The sequence below is a fragment of the Streptomyces sp. H27-H5 genome (assembly GCF_026627505.1).
GTDB lineage: Bacteria > Actinomycetota > Actinomycetes > Streptomycetales > Streptomycetaceae > Streptomyces.
The window spans coordinates 63,976-85,131 of sequence record NZ_JAPNLK010000006.1 but is presented as its reverse complement, the minus strand read 5'-3'; the positions used below and the strand labels follow the sequence as shown (position 1 = coordinate 85,131).

The 21,156-nt window shown below is 71.4% G+C and carries 21 protein-coding genes; 7 read left to right on the top strand and 14 right to left on the bottom strand.

What is annotated here, in order from left to right; all coding sequences use genetic code 11:
- Window positions 1-77 precede the first annotated feature (77 nt).
- The 4 genes from OTB19_RS04230 to OTB19_RS04215 all read left to right on the top strand — a co-directional run bounded on the left by OTB19_RS04230 (window position 78) and on the right by OTB19_RS04215 (window position 3,610).
- The gene (locus tag OTB19_RS04230; protein WP_267796560.1) at window positions 78-1,622 is read left to right on the top strand and encodes an aldehyde dehydrogenase (NADP(+)); all 1,545 of its coding nucleotides are present in this window, start codon (window positions 78-80) and stop codon (window positions 1,620-1,622) included.
- Window positions 1,623-1,740: 118 nt separating this feature from the next.
- The gene (locus tag OTB19_RS04225) at window positions 1,741-1,959 is read left to right on the top strand and encodes a hypothetical protein (RefSeq protein WP_267796559.1); all 219 of its coding nucleotides are present in this window, start codon (window positions 1,741-1,743) and stop codon (window positions 1,957-1,959) included.
- 101 nt (window positions 1,960-2,060) lie between these two features.
- Window positions 2,061-3,332, top strand: a complete 1,272-nt coding sequence (locus OTB19_RS04220; RefSeq protein ID WP_267796640.1) for a TerD family protein — start codon at window positions 2,061-2,063, stop codon at window positions 3,330-3,332.
- Window positions 3,333-3,433: 101 nt separating this feature from the next.
- The gene (locus OTB19_RS04215) at window positions 3,434-3,610 is read left to right on the top strand and encodes a hypothetical protein (RefSeq protein ID WP_199826603.1); all 177 of its coding nucleotides are present in this window, start codon (window positions 3,434-3,436) and stop codon (window positions 3,608-3,610) included.
- Window positions 3,611-3,640: 30 nt separating this feature from the next.
- Here the strand turns inward: OTB19_RS04215 and OTB19_RS04210 are convergent, their stop codons facing one another.
- Both OTB19_RS04210 and OTB19_RS04205 read right to left on the bottom strand, forming a co-directional pair.
- Window positions 3,641-5,080, bottom strand: coding sequence for an alkaline phosphatase PhoX (locus OTB19_RS04210; RefSeq protein ID WP_267796558.1), 1,440 nt, complete (start codon window positions 5,078-5,080; stop codon window positions 3,641-3,643).
- Window positions 5,081-5,345: 265 nt separating this feature from the next.
- Window positions 5,346-6,857, bottom strand: a complete 1,512-nt coding sequence (locus OTB19_RS04205) for a hypothetical protein (protein WP_267796557.1) — start codon at window positions 6,855-6,857, stop codon at window positions 5,346-5,348.
- A 248-nt stretch (window positions 6,858-7,105) separates the two neighbouring features.
- On the opposite strand from OTB19_RS04205, the gene OTB19_RS04200 reads away from it, so the two are divergent.
- Together OTB19_RS04200 and OTB19_RS04195 are read left to right on the top strand one after the other, a co-directional pair.
- Window positions 7,106-8,947, top strand: a complete 1,842-nt coding sequence (locus tag OTB19_RS04200) for an endonuclease/exonuclease/phosphatase family protein (RefSeq protein WP_267796556.1) — start codon at window positions 7,106-7,108, stop codon at window positions 8,945-8,947.
- A gap of 199 nt (window positions 8,948-9,146) precedes the next feature.
- Window positions 9,147-9,401, top strand: a complete 255-nt coding sequence (locus tag OTB19_RS04195) for a hypothetical protein (RefSeq protein ID WP_267796554.1) — start codon at window positions 9,147-9,149, stop codon at window positions 9,399-9,401.
- Window positions 9,402-9,552: 151 nt separating this feature from the next.
- On the opposite strand, the gene dapD is transcribed toward OTB19_RS04195, so the two are convergent.
- On the bottom strand, window positions 9,553-10,533 hold the full coding sequence (gene dapD / locus OTB19_RS04190) for a 2,3,4,5-tetrahydropyridine-2,6-dicarboxylate N-succinyltransferase (protein WP_267796553.1): 981 nt from the start codon (window positions 10,531-10,533) through the stop codon (window positions 9,553-9,555).
- Between the two features lie 416 nt (window positions 10,534-10,949).
- On the opposite strand from dapD, the gene OTB19_RS04185 reads away from it, so the two are divergent.
- Window positions 10,950-11,825 carry a winged helix-turn-helix transcriptional regulator gene (locus OTB19_RS04185; protein WP_267796552.1) on the top strand — a complete coding sequence of 292 codons (876 nt, stop codon included), beginning with the start codon at window positions 10,950-10,952 and terminating at the stop codon, window positions 11,823-11,825.
- A 73-nt stretch (window positions 11,826-11,898) separates the two neighbouring features.
- On the opposite strand, the gene OTB19_RS04180 is transcribed toward OTB19_RS04185, so the two are convergent.
- The 11 genes from OTB19_RS04180 to OTB19_RS04130 all read right to left on the bottom strand — a co-directional run bounded on the left by OTB19_RS04180 (window position 11,899) and on the right by OTB19_RS04130 (window position 21,052).
- On the bottom strand, window positions 11,899-12,441 hold the full coding sequence (locus OTB19_RS04180) for a TetR/AcrR family transcriptional regulator (RefSeq protein ID WP_267796551.1): 543 nt from the start codon (window positions 12,439-12,441) through the stop codon (window positions 11,899-11,901).
- On the bottom strand, window positions 12,441-12,764 hold the full coding sequence (locus tag OTB19_RS04175; RefSeq protein ID WP_267796550.1) for a DMT family transporter: 324 nt from the start codon (window positions 12,762-12,764) through the stop codon (window positions 12,441-12,443). The genes OTB19_RS04180 and OTB19_RS04175 overlap by 1 nt, the downstream gene beginning before the upstream one ends.
- Window positions 12,765-12,880: 116 nt before the next feature.
- On the bottom strand, window positions 12,881-14,275 hold the full coding sequence (locus OTB19_RS04170) for a DUF3616 domain-containing protein (protein WP_420716789.1): 1,395 nt from the start codon (window positions 14,273-14,275) through the stop codon (window positions 12,881-12,883).
- Window positions 14,276-14,470: 195 nt separating this feature from the next.
- On the bottom strand, window positions 14,471-14,815 hold the full coding sequence (locus OTB19_RS04165) for a metal-sulfur cluster assembly factor (protein WP_053681645.1): 345 nt from the start codon (window positions 14,813-14,815) through the stop codon (window positions 14,471-14,473).
- Entirely contained in the window at window positions 14,812-15,273 is a 462-nt protein-coding gene (gene sufU / locus OTB19_RS04160; RefSeq protein ID WP_053681643.1) for a Fe-S cluster assembly sulfur transfer protein SufU, read from the bottom strand. Before sufU ends, OTB19_RS04165 begins: the two co-directional genes overlap by 4 nt.
- 23 nt (window positions 15,274-15,296) lie before the next feature.
- Window positions 15,297-16,553, bottom strand: a complete 1,257-nt coding sequence (locus OTB19_RS04155; protein WP_053681641.1) for a cysteine desulfurase — start codon at window positions 16,551-16,553, stop codon at window positions 15,297-15,299.
- Window positions 16,550-17,314: a Fe-S cluster assembly ATPase SufC gene (gene sufC, locus OTB19_RS04150; protein WP_267796548.1), complete on the bottom strand. Its 765-nt coding sequence runs from the start codon at window positions 17,312-17,314 to the stop codon at window positions 16,550-16,552. Before sufC ends, OTB19_RS04155 begins: the two co-directional genes overlap by 4 nt.
- 7 nt (window positions 17,315-17,321) lie before the next feature.
- The gene (locus OTB19_RS04145) at window positions 17,322-17,639 is read right to left on the bottom strand and encodes a bifunctional 3-phenylpropionate/cinnamic acid dioxygenase ferredoxin subunit (RefSeq protein WP_053681636.1); all 318 of its coding nucleotides are present in this window, start codon (window positions 17,637-17,639) and stop codon (window positions 17,322-17,324) included.
- Complete coding sequence (sufD, locus tag OTB19_RS04140) at window positions 17,639-18,817, bottom strand: Fe-S cluster assembly protein SufD (protein ID WP_267796547.1); 1,179 nt, start codon at window positions 18,815-18,817, stop codon at window positions 17,639-17,641. Before sufD ends, OTB19_RS04145 begins: the two co-directional genes overlap by 1 nt.
- 64 nt (window positions 18,818-18,881) lie before the next feature.
- Window positions 18,882-20,297, bottom strand: coding sequence for a Fe-S cluster assembly protein SufB (gene sufB / locus OTB19_RS04135; protein ID WP_267796546.1), 1,416 nt, complete (start codon window positions 20,295-20,297; stop codon window positions 18,882-18,884).
- The gene (locus tag OTB19_RS04130) at window positions 20,294-21,052 is read right to left on the bottom strand and encodes a helix-turn-helix transcriptional regulator (protein WP_267796545.1); all 759 of its coding nucleotides are present in this window, start codon (window positions 21,050-21,052) and stop codon (window positions 20,294-20,296) included. Before OTB19_RS04130 ends, sufB begins: the two co-directional genes overlap by 4 nt.
- Between the last annotated feature and the right edge of the window lie 104 nt (window positions 21,053-21,156).

Genomic DNA, 21,156 nt, shown 5'->3' with positions numbered 1-21,156 from the left:
CATTCATCCATCGGAACGGCGTTCAGAGTACTGAACGCCGCCGCGCGGGTCAGCGGAGATCCAGGAGGCAGTGCGCCATGGGAGCAACACCAGTCTGGAGTGTGGACCCCCGCACCGGGAAGCAGCGCGAGCAGGTTGCGGTGGAGGCCACACCCGGGGAGGTGGACGAGGCCGTCCGCGCGGCGCACGCCGCCCGGGCCGCGCTGACGGACCGCACCGCGCGGGTCGCGTTCCTGCGCGCCGCGGCCGATCTGCTCGACGAGTCCGCCGCCCACGTCATCGAGGCGGCCGACGCCGAGACGGCGCTGGGCCCGGGCCGCCTCACCGGCGAGCTCGCCCGTACCACCGGCCAGCTGCGCGCCTTCGCCGATGCCGTGGACGAGGGCGCGTACCTCGACGTGCGCATCGACCACGCCGACCCGGCGTTGAGCCCGCCGCGCCCCGACCTGCGTCGCTACAAGGTGCCGCTGGGCGTGGTCGCGGTCTACGCCGCCTCCAACTTCCCGCTCGCCTTCTCCGTGCCCGGCGGGGACACCGCGAGCGCGCTGGCCGCCGGTTGCCCGGTCGTGGTCAAGGCCCACCCCGACCATCCGGCCACCTCGGAGCTGTGCGCGTCCCTGCTGCGCCGGGCGGCGGTCGCGGTCGGGTTGCCCGCGGAGGTCGTCGCGGTGGTCCACGGCTTCGAGGCCGGCCTGGAACTGGTGCGCCACCCGCTCGTGGCCGCCGCCGGATTCACCGGTTCCATCCGGGGCGGTCGGGCCCTGTTCGACGCGGCCGCCGCGCGGCCCGTCCCCATCCCCTTCCACGGCGAACTCGGCTCCCTCAACCCCGTCGTGGTCACCCCGGCGGCGGCCGCCGAGCGCGCCGAGGAGATCGGCGCCGGACTCGCCGCTTCCGTCACCCTCGGGGTCGGCCAGTTCTGCGTGAAGCCCGGGCTGGTGCTGGTCCCCGCGGGTGGGGACGGCGACCGGCTGACTTCCGCCCTCACCAAGGCGCTCGGCGAGACCGAACCCGGCGTGCTGCTGGACCACCGGATGCGGGAGAACTTCGTCGCCGGGGTCGGCGAGCGGGCCGCCCTGCCCGGCGTCACCGCGCCCGTGACCCCCGGTTCCGGCGGGGAGCACACCGTCGGCGCGGGCTATCTGACGGTCGACGCCGCGCGCCTCCTGGCAGGCGGCGCGCACGAGGTGCTGCTGGAGGAGTGCTTCGGCCCGGTGACCGTCGTCGTCCGGTACGCCGATCAGCACGAGGCGGCCGGGGTGCTGAGCCTGCTCGGCGGGAACCTGAGCGCCACCCTCCAGCTGTCCACCGCCGAGACCGGGGGCGCGCCCGGACCGGCCGGCGAACTGATCGCGCAGGTCACCGGCCTTGCGGGACGGATCGTCGTCAACGGCTGGCCGACCGGTGTCGCGGTGGCTCCGGCCCAGCACCACGGCGGCCCGTACCCGGCGGCGACCTCGCACTCCACGTCGGTCGGCGGCACCGCCGTCGAGCGCTGGCTGCGGCCGGTGGCCTACCAGTCGGTGCCGGAAGCCCTGCTGCCGGCGGAACTGCGCGAGGCCAACCCGCTGGGCCTGCCGCGCCGGGTCACCGGGGAGCAGGCCCGCACGCCGGGTCACTGAGCCGACAGGCCCACCGAACCGCCTCCCCACCAGCCCATGCGGCCACCCGGCCACCCGGCCACCCGGCCACCGCATAATCCGTTGCCCGCCCGGTGCTCGGCCCGGCAGGCTGCGCGTCATGCCGAAACCGCACGGATTCACGTACGAGAGACAGGGCGACTCCGTCGTCATCACGCACCGGGGCCGGGCCGCGGGCTCCCTGAGGGGTGGCCGCGCCGAGAAGTTCCTGCTGGAGGTGGAGTCGGGCGACGCGCAGCTGGTGATGGCGCGCTGGACGGGCGCCTACAAGTTCGGCAACGAGCGCACCGCCAGGAACCACCCCCGCAACCAGCGCTGACCCCACCGGGCCCCCGACCGGCCCGGCCCGGCCCCCGGAAATATCCCGCGAGGGTAAGGGAACGGCAAAGCACCTCCGGTCGTTCTCCGGGCATGACCGCTATGACCCCTGGTTCCAATCTGCCGCTCAACACCGTCCGGGTGACGGTGGACGTGGCTGCTCCGGTGCGGCTCGACGTATCGGGACTCCTCCTCGCCGCGGACGGCAAGGTGCGTTCCGACGCCGACTTCATCTTCTACAACCAGCCGACCGGCCCCGGTGTGAGTCACCGGTCCGGAGGCGGGTCGACGCCCGACTCGATCACGGTGGACACGGGCGCCGTGCCGCCGGGCATCGAGCGGATCGTGGTCACCGCCAGCCCGGATGCCGCCGGGCAGACCTTCCAGGGCATCGAGCCCACGGCCACGGTCCGGGACGCCGTCGGCGGAGCGGTGATCGCCACCTTCACCCCGCCCCAGCTGGGTTCCGAGACCGCGCTCGTCGTCGTCGAGGTCTACCTGCGCGGCGGCGTGTGGAAGGTGCGCGCCGTAGGCCAGGGCTACGCCGACGGCCTCGCCGGCATCGCCACCGACTTCGGGGTCTCCGTGGACGAGGAGCCGCCCCCGGCCTCCGCCGCACCTGTGGCGCCCCCCGCTCCGCCGGCGCCGCCCGCCGCGCCGCCGACCCAGTACCCGCCCTCCCCCTGGCTGGGGGGTTCGACGCCCACCCCGGCCGCCCAGGCCCCCGCCCAGGCCTGGGGCGCCCCCACGCCCGCACCGGCACCCGCCGCCCCGCCCGCGGCCGCCCCGGGCGCCGGGAAGATCAACCTCGACAAGGGTCGGGTCAACCTCCAGAAGAACCAGACCGTCTCCCTGGTCAAGGGCGGCCGCCCGTTGCTCTCCCAGGTCAAGATGGGCCTCGGCTGGGAGCCCGCGTTCCGCGGCCGCGACATCGACCTCGACGCGTCGGTCATCGCGTACGGCCCCCAGCGCAACCACATCGACAGCTGCTACTTCGGCAAGCTGTCCATCCTGAACGGCGCCGTCAAGCACTCCGGCGACAACCTCACCGGCGAGGGCGCCGGGGACGACGAGGTGATCGTCGTGGACCTCGGCCGGCTGCCCGCCGAGGCGACGGGGCTGGTCTTCACGGTCAACTCCTTCTCCGGCCAGAAGTTCAGCGAGGTCGCGAAGGCCTACTGCCGTCTGATCGACGCGGCGAGCGGAGAGGAGCTCGTGCGCTTCGACCTCACGGGCGCCGAACCCCAAACCGGCGTGATGATGGCCAAGTTGATCAAGCAGTTCAGCGGTGAGTGGGAGATGACGGCCATCGGGGACTTTGTGAAGTCCCGCACAGTGCGCGGCATGGTCAAACCCGCCTCGCAGGCACTCTGAGCAGGTGGGCGGGCACATGGTGCCACCAAAAGCCGTTTCGGGTGAGCGATTCCACCTCGAAATCGGCGGTGATCGTCAGTGCCCGCCCGTAGCCTTGAGCCATGCACAAGACACTCCAGCCCGCGGGTCCGGCCCGCCCGTCCGCCGCAGAGGCGAACGAGGCGATCCGGCACCTCGTCGAGACCGGGGTCGGCGGTGAGTGGCCCTCCGACGCGTACGAATTCCTCCTGGAGGAATGGGCCGCCGCCTCCCGCTCGGAGACCGCGGCGACCCAGTAGCGCGCCGTCGGCCGTGGCCGCGCCCTCGCCTCAGCGGGCGCGCCGCCACGGCCCGGTGACGGCCAGCATGATGCCCGGGTCCTGGATGTTCGCGTAGAGGGTGCGCCCGTCCGGTGAGAAGCACACGCCGGTGAACTCCGAGTATTCGGGCGCCTCGTTCGTCCCGATGTTCAGCTCGTTGCGTGCCAGCGGGTAGGTGCGCCCCGATTCCGTCGCGCCGAACAGGTGCTGGAGCCCCGTCCCGTCCTCCGCGATGACCAGGCCTCCGTACGGGGACACGGTGATGTTGTCGGGGCCGTCGTAGGTGCCGTCCTGCGACGGGTCGGCGTTCACACCGAGCAGCACGGTGAGCCGGATCGTGCGCCGCTTGGGGTCGTAGAACCACACCTGGCCGTCGTGCGGTGTGCCCGGGCTCTCCGCGCGGGCGAACGAGGAGACGAAGTACGCGCCCCCGTCGGCCCACCACATGCCCTCCAGCTTGCGTCCCCGGGTCACCGCGGTGTCCGCGAACTGCTTGCGCACCGGCGTGGTCCGCGCGTCGCGGTCGGGCACCTCCACCCAGTCCACCCCGTACACGGTGCCGATCGCGGTGGCGCGCGAGAGGTCGTCGACGAACCGGCCGTTGCGGTCGAAGCACTTGGCGGCGGCGAGGACGCCCGCGTCCGGCGCGAGGGTACGGAGCCTGCCCCGCCCGTGCCGGAAGCCCTGCGGCGGAGTCCAGCGGTAGAGCAGCCCGTTGGGGCCGGAGGCGTCCTCCGTCAAGTACGCGTGGCCGTGGCGCGGGTCGATGACCACGGCCTCGTGGTCATAGCGCCCGAAGGCCTTGACGGGCCTGGGGTCGCGGTTGGCCCGCCGGTCGTGCGGGTCCACCTCGAAGACATAGCCGTGGTCCTTGGTCATGCCGTTCTTGCCGGCGAGGTCGGAGTTCTCCTCGCAGGTCAGCCAGGTGTCCCAGGGGGTGGCTCCGCCCGCGCAGTTGGTCGACGTACCGGCGATGCCCACCCATTCGGCGACCTCGCCGCCGCGCCGGACCTCGACGACCGTGCAGCCACCGGCGGCGGCCGGGTCGTAGACGAGGCCTTCCGCGAGCGGGACGGGCCGCTCCCAGCCCGTGCGCGGGCCCTTCAGCTCGTGGTTGTTGACAAGGAGGGTGACTCCCCGGTGTCCCTCGAACGCGGCCGTACCGTCGTGGTTGGACGGGGTGGTCTCTCCCGAGTCGAGCGTGGTGACACCGCTGTGGGTGATCACGCGGTACCTGAATCCGGCGGGCAGGGCCAGGATTCCGGCCGGGTCGGGCACGAGCGGACCGTATCCGGGGCCGTGGGGGCGGCCCTGCTCGTCGTGCCGCGTGCCGTCGTCGGCCGCGAGCGCTCCGGGGGCGGTGGCGAGGGCGCCGACGGTTCCGGTGAGGGCGACTCCGGCACCGGCGATCACGGTGCGGGCGGTGAAGTCTCTACGGGTGAGCGGCATCGGATCTCCTGGGGTGGGGAGGTGGGGCGCCTGTCGTGCGGTCGTCGGCGCACACGCTCCCGCCCGCACGTGAACGGCGGCTGAACTACCCCCGAACGCGAACCGTCCCCTCACGCCCGGCCGGAATGGCGAACTCCAGCCCAGGATCGGCGCGTTGTGCACCCCCGGGCGGCCCCCTCGGGCGCGCGATCGCCGCGCGCCCGCCCCGGACCGACCGGACCCGCCCGTCCGGACCGCCCGGGACCGCCCGCCCCGGGACCTTCCGTCAGGGCTGTCGGGAGCGGGCCTTGAAGGCGGCCTTGCGGGATTCCTTCGCCGTCTTCTTGTCCGGGTGCAGCCGCCCCATCGCCTCCAGCACGTAGGCCGTGGCGGGGTGTTCCACCCGCCACACCTGCTCGAAGAAGCCCGCGTGATGTTCGGTCAGGGTGTGCATCAACAGCGGGAGTTCCTCCGTCTCGCCGTCGGCGGCGAGCTGAGCGGCGATCGTGTCGACCGTCAGCCAGAACACCATCGCCCCGTCCGGCGCCGGGATGTCCGTCGCCCCGCGCTCGGCGAGCCAGACCCGGGCGAGCCCCCCGAGTTCCGGGTCGTCCAGGACCGCCCGGACCGCCGGTTCGGCGTCGGGGCCGGCCGGGGCGAGGGCCTGCTGGCAGCGCAGTCGGCGCAGCGGCGCGCCCTCGTCGTCGCCGCGGGCCGCGGCCAGCAGTTCGGCCACCGCGGTCGGCAGGTCCCGTCCGGTCAGCCACTGCTCGATCTCGGCCTGCGCCGCGTCCTCCGGGTAGAAGGAGACCGCGTCGAGCAGCGCGTCGGCGCCCTTGTCGGCCAGTTCCCCGATGGCCGGGGCGTCGACCCCGGCCTCCAGCATCCGGGCCCGGATGCCGTACAGGCCGAGGGCCGTCAGCCGGACCATGCCGTACCGCGCCACGTCCTCCTCGGTGCCGTCACCCTGCCCGGCGAGGAGTTCCTCGTCGTCGGCCTCCGCCATGAGCGCCTCGTCCACCGGGCGGAACTCGACCAGCCCGATCGGCTCCAGCTGCCGGAACTGGTCGTCGAGGCGCATCATCGCGTCCGAGACCTGTTCGAGCACGGCGTCGGTGGGGTCGCCCATGTCGTCGGGGACGACCATCGAGGCGGCGAGCACCGGCAGCGGCACCGGGCTGTCGCCGGAGCCTCCTTCGGCGACGGTGAGCAGGTAGAGGTTGGCGAGCACCCCGTCGAGGAAGTCCGCCTCGCGCTGCGGGTTCCAGTCGAGCCGGTCGAAGTCGATGTCGCCGCCCGCGTCCAACGCGTCGACGAGGTCGTCGAGGTCGGGCACGGCGGCGTCCGCGAGGACGGCGTCCAGGGCCGCGAGCCACAGGTCGAGCACATCGCCGGGCGCACCGCCCGCGATCAGGGCCAGGTCCTCGCCGGGGGCGGCGGTGCCGTACCGCGGCTCCGCGCCGTCCGCGGCGCCCTCGCCTGTCTCGTGCTCCGCGGCGCCCGCGTCCTCGTCCGGCCCGGTCACGTCGACCAGCCCGGTGTCCACGGCCACCCGCCAGGCCTGGCTCGCGAGCACCGGGCCCTCCTCGCCCTCGGGGTCGAGCCCCAGGACGGCCGCCGCCTCGGCGAGCTGTTCGGCGGTCAGTTCGCCGCCGACGTCCACGCGGGTGTGGGGGCCGGCCCAGCGGGCGAGGCGCACGGCGTGCGCGAACAGCGGGGTGACCAGGGCGTCGCGGGCCAGTTCCGCATCGGAGTGCAGCCGTACCGGCGGCAGTGTGGGGTGCGGCTCTGCGGACATGGGGCGGTTCTCCTCGCGGTCGCGGTGGGGCCGTTGGGTCGTACGGCGACGACCCAGCGTAGACGCAATTCGGGCATGCCCGAGGGGCCATCGCCCTTGGTTCATCCCACAGTCAGCTGCCGTCTTCCTCGGAGACCTTGACAACTTTGCGGTCCACACAGGAAATTGACGCGCGTAGATGTACTGAGCAGTACGGGAGCCCCGGAATTCCCGGCGTTCCCCCCACCCTCACACCGGAGTTCCCGCCCATGCGCTCCTCGCATCCCCGTTCCGCCGCCGTCGCGGCCCTCGTCGCCACCGCGCTGGCCACCGGCCTGCTCGCGGGCTCCGCCGACGCGGCCGAAGGCGCCGTGTCCGCCGATCCGATACGCATCCACGACATCCAGGGCACCACCCGCATATCCCCGCTCAACGGCAAGCAGGTCGCCGACGTCGAGGGCATCGTCACCGGCGTGCGGACGTACGGCTCGCGCGGCTTCTGGATCCAGGACCCCGACGCCGACGACGACGCCGCCACCAGCGAGGGCGTGTTCGTCTTCACCAGCTCGGTGCCGACCGTCGCCGTCGGCGACGCCGTCAAGGTGACCGGCACGGTCGGCGAGTACATCCCGGGCGGCGTCTCCTCCGGCAACCAGTCCGTGACCCAGATCGCCAAGCCGGTCGTGACCGTGGTCTCCTCGGGCAACGCCCTGCCGGCCGCGACCGCGATCAACGAGTACACGGTGCCCGCCGCGTACGCCCCGGCGGGCGACCCGGCCGCCGCCGGCAGCATCAACGCCCTGACCCTGGAGCCCTCGCGCTTCGCCCTGGACTTCTACGAGTCCGTCGAGGGCATGAACGTCAAGATCGGCACGTCGCGCGTGGTCGGTGCCACCGACCCGTACTCGGAGCTGTGGGTCACGGTCAAGGGCTGGGAGAACACCGCCAAGCGCGGCGGCACGATCTACGGTTCGTACGAGTCCCAGAACACCGGCCGGCTCCAGATCCAGCAGCTCGCGCCCGTCGCGCAGCAGCCCTTCCCCGTGGCCAACGTCGGCGACAAGCTGACCGGCGCCACCGAGGGCCCGCTGGACTTCAACCAGTTCGGCGGCTACACCCTGGTGGCCCGCACGCTCGGCACGGTCAAGGCGGGCACCCTGGCCCCCGAGAAGACCAAGGCGCAGGCGGGCGAGGAGCTCGCGGTGGCCACGTACAACGTCGAGAACCTCGACCCGAGCGACCCGCAGGAGAAGTTCGACGCGCTGGCCAAGGCCGTCGTCGAGAACCTCGCCTCCCCCGACGTCGTGGCCCTGGAGGAGATCCAGGACGACAACGGCGCCAAGAACGACGGCACCGTCGCGGCCGAGCAGACGCTGACGAAGTTCACCGCGGCGATCACGGCGGCCGGCGGTCCCGCGTACCAGTGGCGGACCGTCAACCCCGAGAACAACAAGGACGGCGGCGAGCCCGGCGGCAACATCCGTCAGGTGTTCCTCTACAACCCGGCGCGGGTCTCCTTCACCGAGCGCGCCGCGGGCGACGCGGTGACGGCCACCGGTGTCACCACGGTCGACGGCACGGCCGCCCTGACCCACTCCCCCGGCCGGATCGACCCGGCGAACGCGGCGTGGGCCGACAGCCGCAAGCCGCTGGCCGGCGAGTTCGTCTTCCGCGGCAAGACGGTCTTCGTCATCGCCAACCACTTCGGTTCCAAGGGCGGCGACGAGGGTCTCACCTCGCACCACCAGCCGCCGGTGCGCTCCTCGGAGGCCAAGCGGCTGCTCCAGGCGCAGGCCGTGAACGGCTTCGTCAAGGAGATCCTGGCGGCCGACAAGAAGGCGAACGTCATCGCCCTCGGTGACATCAACGACTTCGAGTTCTCGGCGACCGCCGACGCCCTGGCGGACGGCGGGGCGCTGTACCCGGCGATCAGGTCGCTGCCGAAGGCGGAGCGCTACTCGTACGTGTACCAGGGCAACGCGCAGGTGCTGGACCAGATCCTGACCAGCCCGGCGATCAAGACCTTCACGTACGACAGCGTGCACATCAACGCGGAGTTCGCGAACCAGAACAGCGACCACGACCCGCAGGTGCTGCGCTTCCGCCCGTAGTCACGGGCGGAACGGCAGGGGGTCCGGGCGCCGTCCCGCCCGGGCCTCCTGCCACCCTTCGAGGGGGCCTTTCAGGACAAGGTGGGGACTTTCGGCCCTGGCGTGACACTCGACACACCCCTGTCCAATTCGGCCGTTCTGGTGTTGAGTGTCTGCACGCCCGATCTTGCACGCTCGATCCCGCACCCCGGAGGACCGTGTGTTTCCCTCCATCACCCTCGTCCAGGAAATCGGCATCGCCGTCCTGCTCGTGGCCGCCCTCGTCTGGGTGGTCGGCCTCGGCCACATCCTGTGGGACGGCCGTCTCCACCACTCCGGGCAGGACTCCTTCGAGGGCCTGGCGACGATCCCGACCCAGCGCGGCCCGGCCGGGCACCCCATGGAGTCGGTGGAACTGACGGAGGAGGAGGAACAGGCCTTCGCCGGCCTGGTCCGCACGATCCCCCTGCACTGACCGGTTCGGCCCGTCGGGCCCCCTCCCCCGCTCGGGGCGGGAGGGCCGCCCGCGGCCGGCGTCCACTCGGGGACGCGCGACGCCCTCCCACCCGTTCGGGGTGGGAGGGCGTCGCGGTGTCCGGCGCCGGCGATCCGGCCCCGGTCGTGGGTCAGTTGTGGCTGTGCAGGATCTCGTTCAGGCCGCCCCAGACCGCGTTGTTCGGGCGGGCCTCGACGGCGCCGGTGACCGAGTTGCGGCGGAAGAGGATGTTGTCGGCGCCGGAGAGCTCCAGGGCCTTGACGATCTGGCCGTCCGGGAGGGTGACGCGGGTGCCCGCGGTGACGTACAGGCCGGCCTCGACGATGCACTCGTCGCCCAGGGCGATGCCGACGCCCGCCTCGGCGCCGACCAGGGTGCGCTCGCCGATCGAGATGATCTGCTTGCCGCCGCCCGACAGGGTGCCCATGGTGGACGCGCCGCCGCCGATGTCGGATCCGTCGCCGACCACGACGCCGGCCGAGATGCGGCCCTCGACCATGGAGGTGCCGAGGGTGCCGGCGTTGAAGTTGACGAAGCCCTCGTGCATGACGGTGGTGCCCTCGGCGAGGTGCGCGCCGAGGCGGACGCGGTCGGCGTCGGCGATGCGGACGCCCTTGGGGGCGACGTAGTCCGTCATGCGCGGGAACTTGTCGATCGAGGTGACCTGGAGGTGCAGGCCCTCGGCGCGGGCGTTCAGGCGGACCGTCTCGATCTCGTCGACGGGGACGGGACCCAGCGAGGTCCAGGCGACGTTGGTCAGCAGGCCGAAGACGCCGTCGAGGTTCTGGCCGTGCGGCTTGACCAGGCGGTGGCTGAGCAGGTGCAGGCGCAGGTACGCGTCGTGGGCGTCCAGCGGCTTGTCGTCGAGCGAGGAGATGACCGTGCGGACGGCTACGACCTCGACCCCGCGGACCGCGTCCCGGCGGATCGCCTTCGGCGCGGTGGCCCCGAGGAGTTCCACGGCCTGTTCGGCGGTGAGGCGCTCGGTGCCGGCCGGGCCGGGCTCGGCGACGAGGCGGGGGGCGGGGAACCAGGTGTCGAGGACGGTGCCGTCGGAGGTGATGGTGGCAAGGCCGGCGGCGACGGCGCCGGAGGTACGCGTAGCAGTCATGCCCGAAACCTAACCGGCGACGGGCCGCGGTCGCGAACCGGTCTCATGTGACGGTCGCGCCGCGTGTCGCGCTCGGTGGGCGGGAATGGGCCCCGGCTCCCTCCCCCACGCCCGGGGTCCCGGCTCCCCACACGCTCGGACTCCCGACTCCCAGGCGGCGGCGAGCAGGGCGAGGCAGCGCCCCCGGCTCGGTGGTGACGCCGCGGCCCAGACCCCCGTCCGGGGCCGCGGCGGGTCCGTGGGTGGCGCCGCGGGCCGGGCCGACCCGAAGGGGAGACCGGGCCGCCGGGGAGCGACGCCACCCTCGGCACGTCCTCGCCCCTCACCACACGCCGCCCACCACGAACAGGTCAGTTCCTTTTGGGAACGGACTATGTCAGCATGGCAGCCTTGGGTCAACGGACAAAGGAGTTCCCATGGCCCAGCGCACGCACCTCGGCGACGCGGACTGCTCCATCGCCCAGGCCCTCGACGTCGTGGGCGACTGGTGGACGCTGCTGGTCGTGCGCGACGCCGCGCGCGGCGTGCACCGGTTCGAGGAGTTCCAGCGCGAGCTCGGCGTCTCCCGCAAGGTGCTGACCGAGCGGCTGAAACTCCTGGTCGAGGCCGGGGTGTTGACGCGCGAGCCGTACCAGGAACGTCCGGTGCGGCACGAGTACCGGCTGACCCCGCGCGGCCGGGGGCTGCTGCCGGTGCTGGTGGCCCTCCAGGACTGGGGGGACACCTGGGTCCTGGGAGAGGGAGAGATGACGGCGACGACCGAGGAATCCTCGCGGGAGGCGGCGCGGGTCCACGCGCTGCTCGGCACCCGGGTGCCGGAGCTGCTGCTGCCGGACCGGTTCGGGGAGCCTCGCGACCCCGTGGCGGACACGCCGTTCACGGTCCTGTACTGCTTCCCCGGCGCCTACGCCCGGGCCGAGTCCTATCCGCCGGGGTGGGCCGGGATCCCCGGGGCGAAGGGGTGCACCCTGGAATCCTGCACGTTCCGGGACCAGTTGGCCGAGTTCACGGCGGCGGGCGCGACGGTACAGGGCGTCTCCACCCAGCGGCCCGACGAGCAGCGGGAGTTCGCCGAGGCGGAGCGGTTGCGCTTCCCGCTCCTCTCGGACGCGGGACTCGCGCTGACCTCGGCACTGCGGCTGCCGACCTTCCGCGCGGGCGGGGTGAGCCGGCTCAAGCGGCTGACCCTCGTCCTGGACCGGGACCGGACGGTGCGCGAGGTGATCTACCCGATCACGGACATCGAGGCCGGCGTCCGAACCGCCCTGGAGGCGGTCCGCGGCGCCGCCTGACCGACCCCGCCGCGCCGGCCGCAGGCACGCCGCCCGGACGGTGGTTCCCCACCCCCCCCCGGGCGGCGGTTTCTCACGCCCCGGCCAGCACCCGCCCCAGGATGTCCCGCGTGTACGCCGGGTCGTACTCCGCGTCCGTCAGCAGGACCTGGAGGCTGATCCCGTCCATCACCGCCACCAGCGCCCGCGCCGTCACCGGGTCCGTCCGCTCGCCCAGCGCCGCCGCCACGGCCCCGCACCACTCGGCGGCCACCGGCCGCAGCGCCGGGCGACGCAGGGCCGCCAGGTACAGCTCGTACTCCAGCTCCACCCGCCCCCGGTCCCGGCCCGCCGCGAGGAGTTCCCCCAGCAGTCGCGCGAGCGCCGTCGCGAGGTCCGGCTCCCCGGGGTCGGGCACCAGGACGAAATGCTCGTTCGCCTGGCGCAGGGCCGCCACGAGGAGGTCGTCCAGGGTCTTGAAGTGGTAGGTCGTGGATCCCAGGGGGACGTCCGCCTCCGCCGCCACGCTGCGGTGGCTCAGGCCCGCGATGCCCTTGGCGCCCACCACCCGGATCGCCGCGTCGATGATCCGCTGTCGTCGTTCCGGGTCGTGGCGGCGCACCGCTCCGGCCGGCATCAGTGGGCCGCCCCGCCGATGTTCAGCAGGACGACCCCGCCGATGATCAGCGCGATCCCGGCGATCTTCGCCGCGGTCGCCGCCTCCCCGAGGAACAGCATGCCGATGGCGGCGATCGCGGCCGTGCCGACGCCCGCCCAGATGGCGTAGGCCGTTCCCACCGACATGGATTTCAGGGTCTGCGCGAGCAGGGTGAAGGCGATGAGGTAGCCCAGGACCGTGCCGATCGAGGGCCACAGCTTCGTGAAGCCGTCGCTGAACTTCATGGCGGTCGTGCCGGCGACCTCGGCGGCGATGGCCGCGGCAAGCAGTACGTAGGGCATGCGTACAAGGGTACACATCGTTGCGTACGCCCGTACACATATCAGGGCCCACTCCTCTGCGACCGCCCCTCCGGGAAGCCGGTCCGGCGGGGCGAACGGAGATCAGGTCCGGCGGATCAGTTGAGCGTGAACCAGGCCGCCCGCGCCTTCTTCCACTCCGCGTGCGTCAGGTCCTTGGCCTCGGTGCCGTCCCCGTACAGGTCTCCGGAGCCGCTGTCGGTGATCAGCTGGACCCGCGCCCCCGCCACCGACAGGTCGGGCACCTCCACGATGGCCTCCCAGCCGCCGGGATCGGTGGTCGGCAGGTCGGTCCGCTTGACCGGGGCGTGGCCCGCGACCCCGTCCCACTGGTACAGCGCGTACGGGTCGGAGTTGTCGTCGGCGGCCCAGGAGCCGGCCAGGATCAGGTACTGGTCGGCGGCGTTCTTGCGGATGTCGCGGATCGCGAGGCCTCCGAGGTCGAGCTCGATGCCCGCGCCGAAGGTGGCCTTCGCCCCGGTGGACAGCACCTTGTCGAAGTTGGTGACCGGTACCACCAGCGCCTTGCCGCCCGGCACGGCCGGGGCGAGCGGCGCCCGGAAGCCGAGGTAGGCGGTGGTGGTGGAGCCCGGCGCGAACTCCAGCCCCTCCACGTTGAACCCGTCGATCTGCTTGGGCGCCTCGCCGTCGGCCGTGCCGGCCGCGAAGCCGTAGCGGTTGCCGTTGCCCTTGTCCCAGGCCACCAGGTCGTCGCGGAGCTTCTTGTACGAGCGTCCGTACGCGAGTTGCGCGCCCGCCCCGGATCCGCTGAGCGTGGTGGTGAACACCGTGTTCCGCTCCGCCTTGTACTCGCCGTCCTTGTTGTTGCCGAGCGAGCCGGTCCAGTAGACGGTGTCGCCCACCCGGGCCGCCGCCTCGATGTCGACCTCCTTCTTCAGGCCGAGCGAGGGGCCGAGGTCCCAGGTCCTGACCGGCGCACCGGTGCGGGAGCGGTCGTAGAGGCGCAGGACGTTGGACTCGTCGTCGGCCACCAGCACGTGTCCGCCACCCACGTCCACCGCGGCCGAGGCGTCCGAGGAGCCCGTGAGGTAGCGGGTCGTGGGCGCGCCGCCGACCCGCGCCGAGGCGGCGTAGGCCAGGGTGGCCGTCGCGGTCTTCCCGCCGCGTCCGGTGACCTGGAGCGTCAGGTCGGTGTAGCCCTGCCCCCGCGGGCGGACCGTCAGGCTGCGGTCGCCCGAGGGGGTCCGCCGCTGCCGTACGTCGGCCACCGCGGCCACCGCGGGGTTGCTGGAGGACAGCACCCGCAGCCGCAGGAAGCCGGCCGGCACCCCGGGCTGCTTGACGTCCACCGTCACGGCGGGGTCGCCGTACGCGCCCACGGCTCCGGTGAGGTGGGTGGCGGAGAGCGAGATCGTCGGGTCGGCGTACCCGGCAGCGTGCGCGGGCGCTGTGAGCCCCGCGACGAGGAGGGCCGCGGCCCCGGCGACGCCCACGGCGCCCGCACGGCGCACCGGCGATAGGCGAACGGTCACAGATGGTCCTCTCGACTGCTGCGCCACGGCATGAGCGTGGCGGCCATGGAGAAGATTCGGCCACCGCGGCCAACTTCCGGTGCACGCCGTCCGACGGCCGGGCGAACAGGCCGAGGAGCGGACGTCGCAAGGGGGCCCGAACGGCAGGAGGGGCCCCCGGCACCGTGCCGGGGGCCCCTCCTCACACACGTCGACTCAGACGTTGAAACCGAGTGCGCGCAGCTGCTCACGGCCGTCATCCGTGATCTTGTCCGGGCCCCACGGGGGCATCCAGACCCAGTTGATGCGAAGTTCGTTGACGATGCCTTCCGTCGCCGACTTCGCCTGGTCCTCGATGACGTCCGTCAGCGGGCAGGCCGCCGAGGTGAGCGTCATGTCGAGGGTGGCGATGTTCGCGTCGTCGACGTGGATGCCGTAGATCAGGCCCAGGTTCACGACGTCGATGCCCAGCTCGGGGTCGACCACGTCGTAGAGGGCCTCGCGGACCTCTTCCTCGCTGGCCGGCTTGATCGACGCCTCGGGCGTCGCGTTCTCGGTCATGCCGTCTTCCTCTCCGCGTCGCCCAGGGCCTGGGCGGTCGCGTCCTTCCACGCCATCCAGCTCAGCAGAGCACACTTCACGCGGGCGGGAAACTTGGCGACACCGGCGAACGCGACCGCGTCCTCCAGTACCTCTTCCATGGCCTCGTCGGGCTCGATCTTGCCCTTGGACTGCATCAGCTCCAGGAAGGTCTCCTGGATCCGACGCGCGTCGGCGAGGTCCTTGCCGACCAGCAGCTCGTTCAGCACGGACGCGCTGGCCTGGCTGATGGAGCAGCCCTGGCCCTCGTACGAGACGTCGGTGAGCGTCTCGCCGTCGTACTTCACGCGCAGCGTGATCTCGTCACCGCACGTGGGGTTGACGTGGTGCACCTCGGCGTCGCCGTCGCGCAGGCCACGCCCGTGCGGGTGCTTGTAGTGGTCCAGGATCAGTTCCTGGTACATCGAATCCAGCTTCACTGCGTCCTCGTCGCCTTCGTCGCTTATCCGAAGAAGTTCCGTACGTGCTCCAGCCCGTCGATCAGTGCGTCGACCTCGGCCGGAGAGGAGTACAGGTAGAAAGACGCCCGCGTGGTCGCGGGAATTCCGTAGCGCAGGCAGACGGGGCGCGCGCAGTGGTGTCCCACGCGGACCGCGATGCCCTGCTCGTCCAGCACCTGGCCGACGTCGTGCGGGTGGATGTCACCCAGCGTGAAGGAGATGGCGGCGCCGCGGTCCTCGGCCGTGGTGGGGCCGATGATCCGCAGGTCGGGCACCTCCAGGAGACGCTTGACGGCGTACTCCGTGATCGCGTGCTCGTGCGCGGCGATCTTGTCCATGCCGATCGCGCTCAGGTAGTCCACGGCCGCGCCGAGGCCGACGGCCTGGGCGATCGGGGGCGTACCCGCCTCGAACTTGTGCGGGGCGGGGGCGTAGGTCGAGGCGTGCATCGACACGGTCTCGATCATCTCGCCGCCACCGAGGAACGGCGGGAGGTCCTCCAGGAGCTCCTGCCGGCCCCACAGGACGCCGATGCCGGTCGGGCCGCACATCTTGTGGCCGGTGAAGGCCACGAAGTCGGCGCCGAGCGCCTGTACGTCCAGCGGCATGTGCGGGGCGGCCTGCGAGGCGTCGATCAGCACCAGCGCGCCGACCTCCTGCGCGCGCCGGACGATCGCCTCGGTCGGGTTGACCGTGCCCATGATGTTGGAGACCAGCGTGAAGGAGACGATCTTCGTCTTCTCCGTGATGACCTCTTCGATGTTGGACAGGTCGAGCCGGCCGTCGTCGGTGAGGCCGAACCACTTCAGCTTCGCGCCCGTGCGCTGCGAGAGCAGCTGCCACGGGACGATGTTGGAGTGGTGCTCCATCTCCGTGATGGCGATCTCGGTCTCGCGGTCGACCCGGTAGGGCTCGTCCGCCCAGCCGAGCATGTTCGCGACCAGGTTGAGCGACTCGGAGGCGTTCTTGGTGAAGATCACCTCGTCGCGGCTCGGTGCGTTGATGAAGGCGGCGACCTTGTCGCGGGCGCCCTCGTACAGCGCCGTGGCCTCCTCGGCGAGCACGTGCACGCCGCGGTGGACGTTGGCGTTGTGCTGCTCGTAGTACTCGTTCAACGCGTCGAGCACCTGGCGCGGCTTCTGCGAGGTCGCCGCGTTGTCCAGGTAAACGATCTTCTTCCCGTCGTGGACCACACGATCCAGAAGGGGGAAGTCCTTGCGGATCGCCTCGATGTCGAGGAGGCCAGGCAGCTGTGTCACGCGGTCGCGCCACCCTTCACGTACTTGTCGTAACCCTCGGCCTCCAGCTGGTCCGCCAGCTCGGCGCCGCCGGACTCGGCGATCCGGCCGTTCGCGAACACGTGCACGAAGTCGGGCTTGATGTAGCGCAGGATGCGCGTGTAGTGGGTGATCAGCAGGGTGCCGACCTCGCCGCCCTCACGGACCCGGTTGACGCCCTCGGAGACGACGCGCAGGGCGTCGACGTCCAGGCCGGAGTCGGTCTCGTCGAGGATCGCGATCTTCGGCTTGAGGAGCTCCAGCTGGAGGATCTCGTGGCGCTTCTTCTCACCGCCGGAGAAGCCCTCGTTCACGTTGCGCTCGGCGAAGGCCGTGTCCATCTGGAGCTGCTCCATGGCGGACTTGACCTCCTTCACCCAGGTGCGCAGCTTGGGGGCCTCGCCGCGGATGGCGGTGGCCGAGGTGCGCAGGAAGTTGGAGACCGAGACGCCGGGGACCTCGACCGGGTACTGCATGGCGAGGAACAGGCCGGCGCGGGCGCGCTCGTCGACGGACATCTCCAGGACGTCTTCGCCGTCGAGGGTGACGGTGCCACCGGTGATCGTGTACTTCGGGTGACCGGCCAGCGAGTAGGCCAGCGTGGACTTGCCGGAGCCGTTCGGACCCATGATGGCGTGCGTCTCACCCTGCTTGACGGTGAGGTCGACGCCCTTGAGGATCTCGCGGGCGCCGTTCTCGGCCTCGACGGAGACGTGCAGGTCGTGGATTTCAAGCGTTGCCATGGATACCTCAGGACTCCTGGGTGAGGGAGACGAGCACGTCGTCCCCTTCGATCTTTACGGGGTATACGGGTACGGGGCGCGTCGCGGGCAGACCGGACGGCTTGCCGGTTCGCAGGTCGAACGCCGAGCCGTGCAGCCAGCACTCGATCATGCAGTCCTCGACCTCGCCCTCCGAGAGGGACACGTTCGCGTGCGAGCAGATGTCGTTGATCGCGAACACCTCCCCCTCGGTGGAGACGATGGACACCGGCGTGCCGTCGAGTTCCACCCGCTTGGGGGTGTCCGCCTCCAGCTCGCTCAGCGCACAGGCCTTGACGTAATTCATCAGACGGAACCCTGGAGCTCGGTCTCGATCTTGGAGAGCAGGCGCTCCTCGATGTCGTCGACACCGATCTGCTGGACCAGCTCGGCGAAGAAGCCGCGCACGACCAGCCGGCGGGCCTCGTCGGCCGGGATGCCGCGGGCCTGGAGGTAGAAGAGCTGCTCGTCGTCGAAGCGGCCGGTCGCCGAGGCGTGGCCGGCGCCGACGATCTCGCCGGTCTCGATCTCCAGGTTCGGCACCGAGTCGACCCGCGCGCCGTCCGTGAGGACGAGGTTGCGGTTCATCTCGTAGGTGTCGGTGCCCTCGGCGGTCTTCTCGATGAGCACGTCACCGATCCAGACCGCGTGGGCGTCCTGGCCCTGGAGGGCGCCCTTGTAGACCACGTTCGACTTGCAGTGCGGCGCGCTGTGGTCGACCAGGAGGCGGTGCTCCTGGTGCTGGCCGGCGTCCGTGAAGTACAGGCCGAAGAGCTCGGCCTCGCCGCCGGGGCCGGCGTAGGTCACGCGCGGGTGCAGGCGGACGAGGTCGCCGCCGAAGGTGACGACGATCGACTTGAAGGTCGCGTCCCGGCCCACCAGCGCGTTGTGCTGCGAGACGTGGACGGCGGTGTCGTCCCAGTCCTGCACCGACACGACGGTGAGCTTCGCGCCGTCGCCGACGAGGAAGTCGACGTTGGCGGCGCGCACGCCGTCACCGGTGTGGTCGATGACGACGACGGCCTCGGCGAAGGCCTTCACGTCGAAGACCGTGTGGCCGAAGGTGGTGCCCCCCTCACCGTGCAGCGTGACGCGCACGGGCTCGGTGAGGACGGCCTCCTTGGGCACGGTGACGACCGTGGCCTTGGCGAAGGACGAGAATGCCTGGGCGGCGACCCGGTCCACCGGGGTGCCCGCCTTGCCGATGCGCGCGTCGCCGCGCTCCACCGACTCGATCGTGACGACCTCGGGCGCGTCGATCTGGGCCTTCAGGGTGCCGTCGGCGACCGCGGTGCCGTCGTGCAGGCCCCGCAGGCGGGCGAGCGGGGTGAACCGCCACTCCTCCTCGCGGCCGTTGGGAACCGGGAAGTCCGCCACGTCGAAGGACGGGGGCGCGCTCATCCGGGTGGCGACGGTGGACTCGGCGGCCACCGCGATCGCGCCGGCGGTGGTCGAGCCCGCCGGAATGTTCTGAGCCTCAGCCATGGCTGTCGTCTTGCTCTCTTCCTACGTCTATGAATGTGCTGCGGATGGTCCGGGCGGGTCGGGACTAACCGACCGAGCCCTCCATCTGCAGCTCGATCAGCCGGTTCAGCTCCAGCGCGTACTCCATGGGCAGCTCACGGGCGATGGGCTCGACGAAGCCGCGCACGATCATGGCCATGGCCTCGAACTCGGTCAGTCCGCGGCTCATCAGGTAGAAGAGCTGGTCGTCGGAGACCTTGGAGACGGTGGCCTCGTGACCCATGGAGACGTCGTCCTCGCGGACGTCCACGTAGGGGTACGTGTCCGAGCGGGAGATCGTGTCGACCAGGAGCGCGTCGCACAGCACGTTGGACTTGGAGCCGTGCGCGCCCTCGCCGATCTCGACCAGGCCGCGGTAGGAGGTGCGGCCGCCGCCTCGCGCCACCGACTTGGAGACGATGTTGGAGGAGGTGTTCGGCGCCATGTGGACCATCTTGGAGCCGGCGTCCTGGTGCTGGCCCTCGCCCGCGAAGGCGATGGACAGGGTCTCGCCCTTGGCGTGCTCGCCCATCAGGTAGACCGCCGGGTACTTCATGGTGACCTTGGAACCGATGTTGCCGTCGATCCACTCCATGGTCGCGCCCTCGTACGCCACGGCGCGCTTGGTGACCAGGTTGTAGACGTTGTTCGACCAGTTCTGGATCGTCGTGTAGCGGCAGCGGCCGCCCTTCTTCACGATGATCTCGACCACGGCGCTGTGCAGCGAGTCCGAGGAGTAGATCGGGGCGGTGCAGCCCTCGACGTAGTGGACGTAGGCGTCCTCGTCGACGATGATCAGCGTCCGCTCGAACTGGCCCATGTTCTCCGTGTTGATGCGGAAGTAGGCCTGGAGCGGGATGTCGACCTTGACGCCCTTGGGCACGTAGATGAACGAGCCGCCCGACCACACGGCGGTGTTCAGCGACGCGAACTTGTTGTCGCCGACCGGGATGACCGTGCCGAAGTACTCCTGGAAGAGCTCCGGGTGCTCCTTCAGCGCGGTGTCCGTGTCGAGGAAGATGACGCCCTGCTCCTCCAGGTCCTCGCGGATCTGGTGGTAGACGACCTCGGACTCGTACTGGGCCGCGACACCGGCGACGAGGCGCTGCTTCTCCGCCTCCGGGATGCCGAGCTTGTCGTACGTGTTCTTGATGTCCTCGGGCAGGTCCTCCCACGAAGCGGCCTGCTTCTCGGTCGAACGCACGAAGTACTTGATGTTGTCGAAGTCGATGCCAGAGAGGTCCGAGCCCCAGTTCGGCATGGGCTTCTTGCCGAACAGCTTCAGGCCCTTGAGTCGGAGGTTCAGCATCCACTCCGGCTCGGACTTCTTGGCCGAGATGTCGCGGACGACATCCTCGGACAGACCCCGCTTGGCGACGGCGCCCGCCGCGTCGGAGTCGGCCCAGCCGTATTCGTAGGTGCCCAGGCCATCGAGCTCAGGGTGAGCAGTCTCCGTGGTCATGCGGGGTTCCTCCCGGCCGTACTTGCAGATACTGATGTGTCGGTCTGTGCGGCGCCCTTGGCGCCGGCGCCTGCGCTGCGCGGAATGAACGTCGTGCACACCCCGTCACCGTGGGCGATCGTGGCGAGTCGCTGCACATGTGTCCCGAGCAGGCGGGAGAAGACCTCGGTCTCCGCCTCGCAGAGCTGCGGGAACTGCTCGGCCACGTGGGCGACCGGGCAGTGGTGCTGGCAGAGCTGTTCACCGCTGTGCGGACCGGGAGCGCTCTTCGCCGTGGCAGCGTACCCGTCCGCGGTCAACGCCTTGGCCAGGGCCTCGGTCCGTTCCGCGGGGGCGGCCGCCTCGACGGATTCCCGGTAGGTCTCCGCCTGCGCGGCCAGTCGTGCGCGGGCGAACGCGGCGACGGCCGCCTCGCCCTGCTCGCCCCCGCCGGCGGACTGCGCGATCCAGCGCAGGGCCTCGACGGCGAGCGAGTCGTAGGACTGGTCGAACGCGTCGCGGCCGCAGTCGGTGAGCGCGAACACCTTGGCCGGCCGACCCCGCGTGCGTGCGCCGTACACACGCTGCTCGCGGGGTGCGATCACGTCGTCGGCGACGAGTGCGTCGAGGTGACGACGGACGGCGGCCTGGGTGAGGCCGAGACGCTTGGCGAGGTCGGCGACGGTGGACGGACCGTGGTCCAGGATGGAGCGCGCGACCCGGTTGCGGGTGGACCGCTCCCCGGTCACGAGTTCCCCCTGGGGGGTCTCGATCATCCGTTCGCCGTATTTCACAACGCCATTGTTGCGTAATTAACCGGGCATCGACAAGCCGTGACCGAGGCCACCCCGGGTGGCCTCCATCACTAAGGGTCACCTAA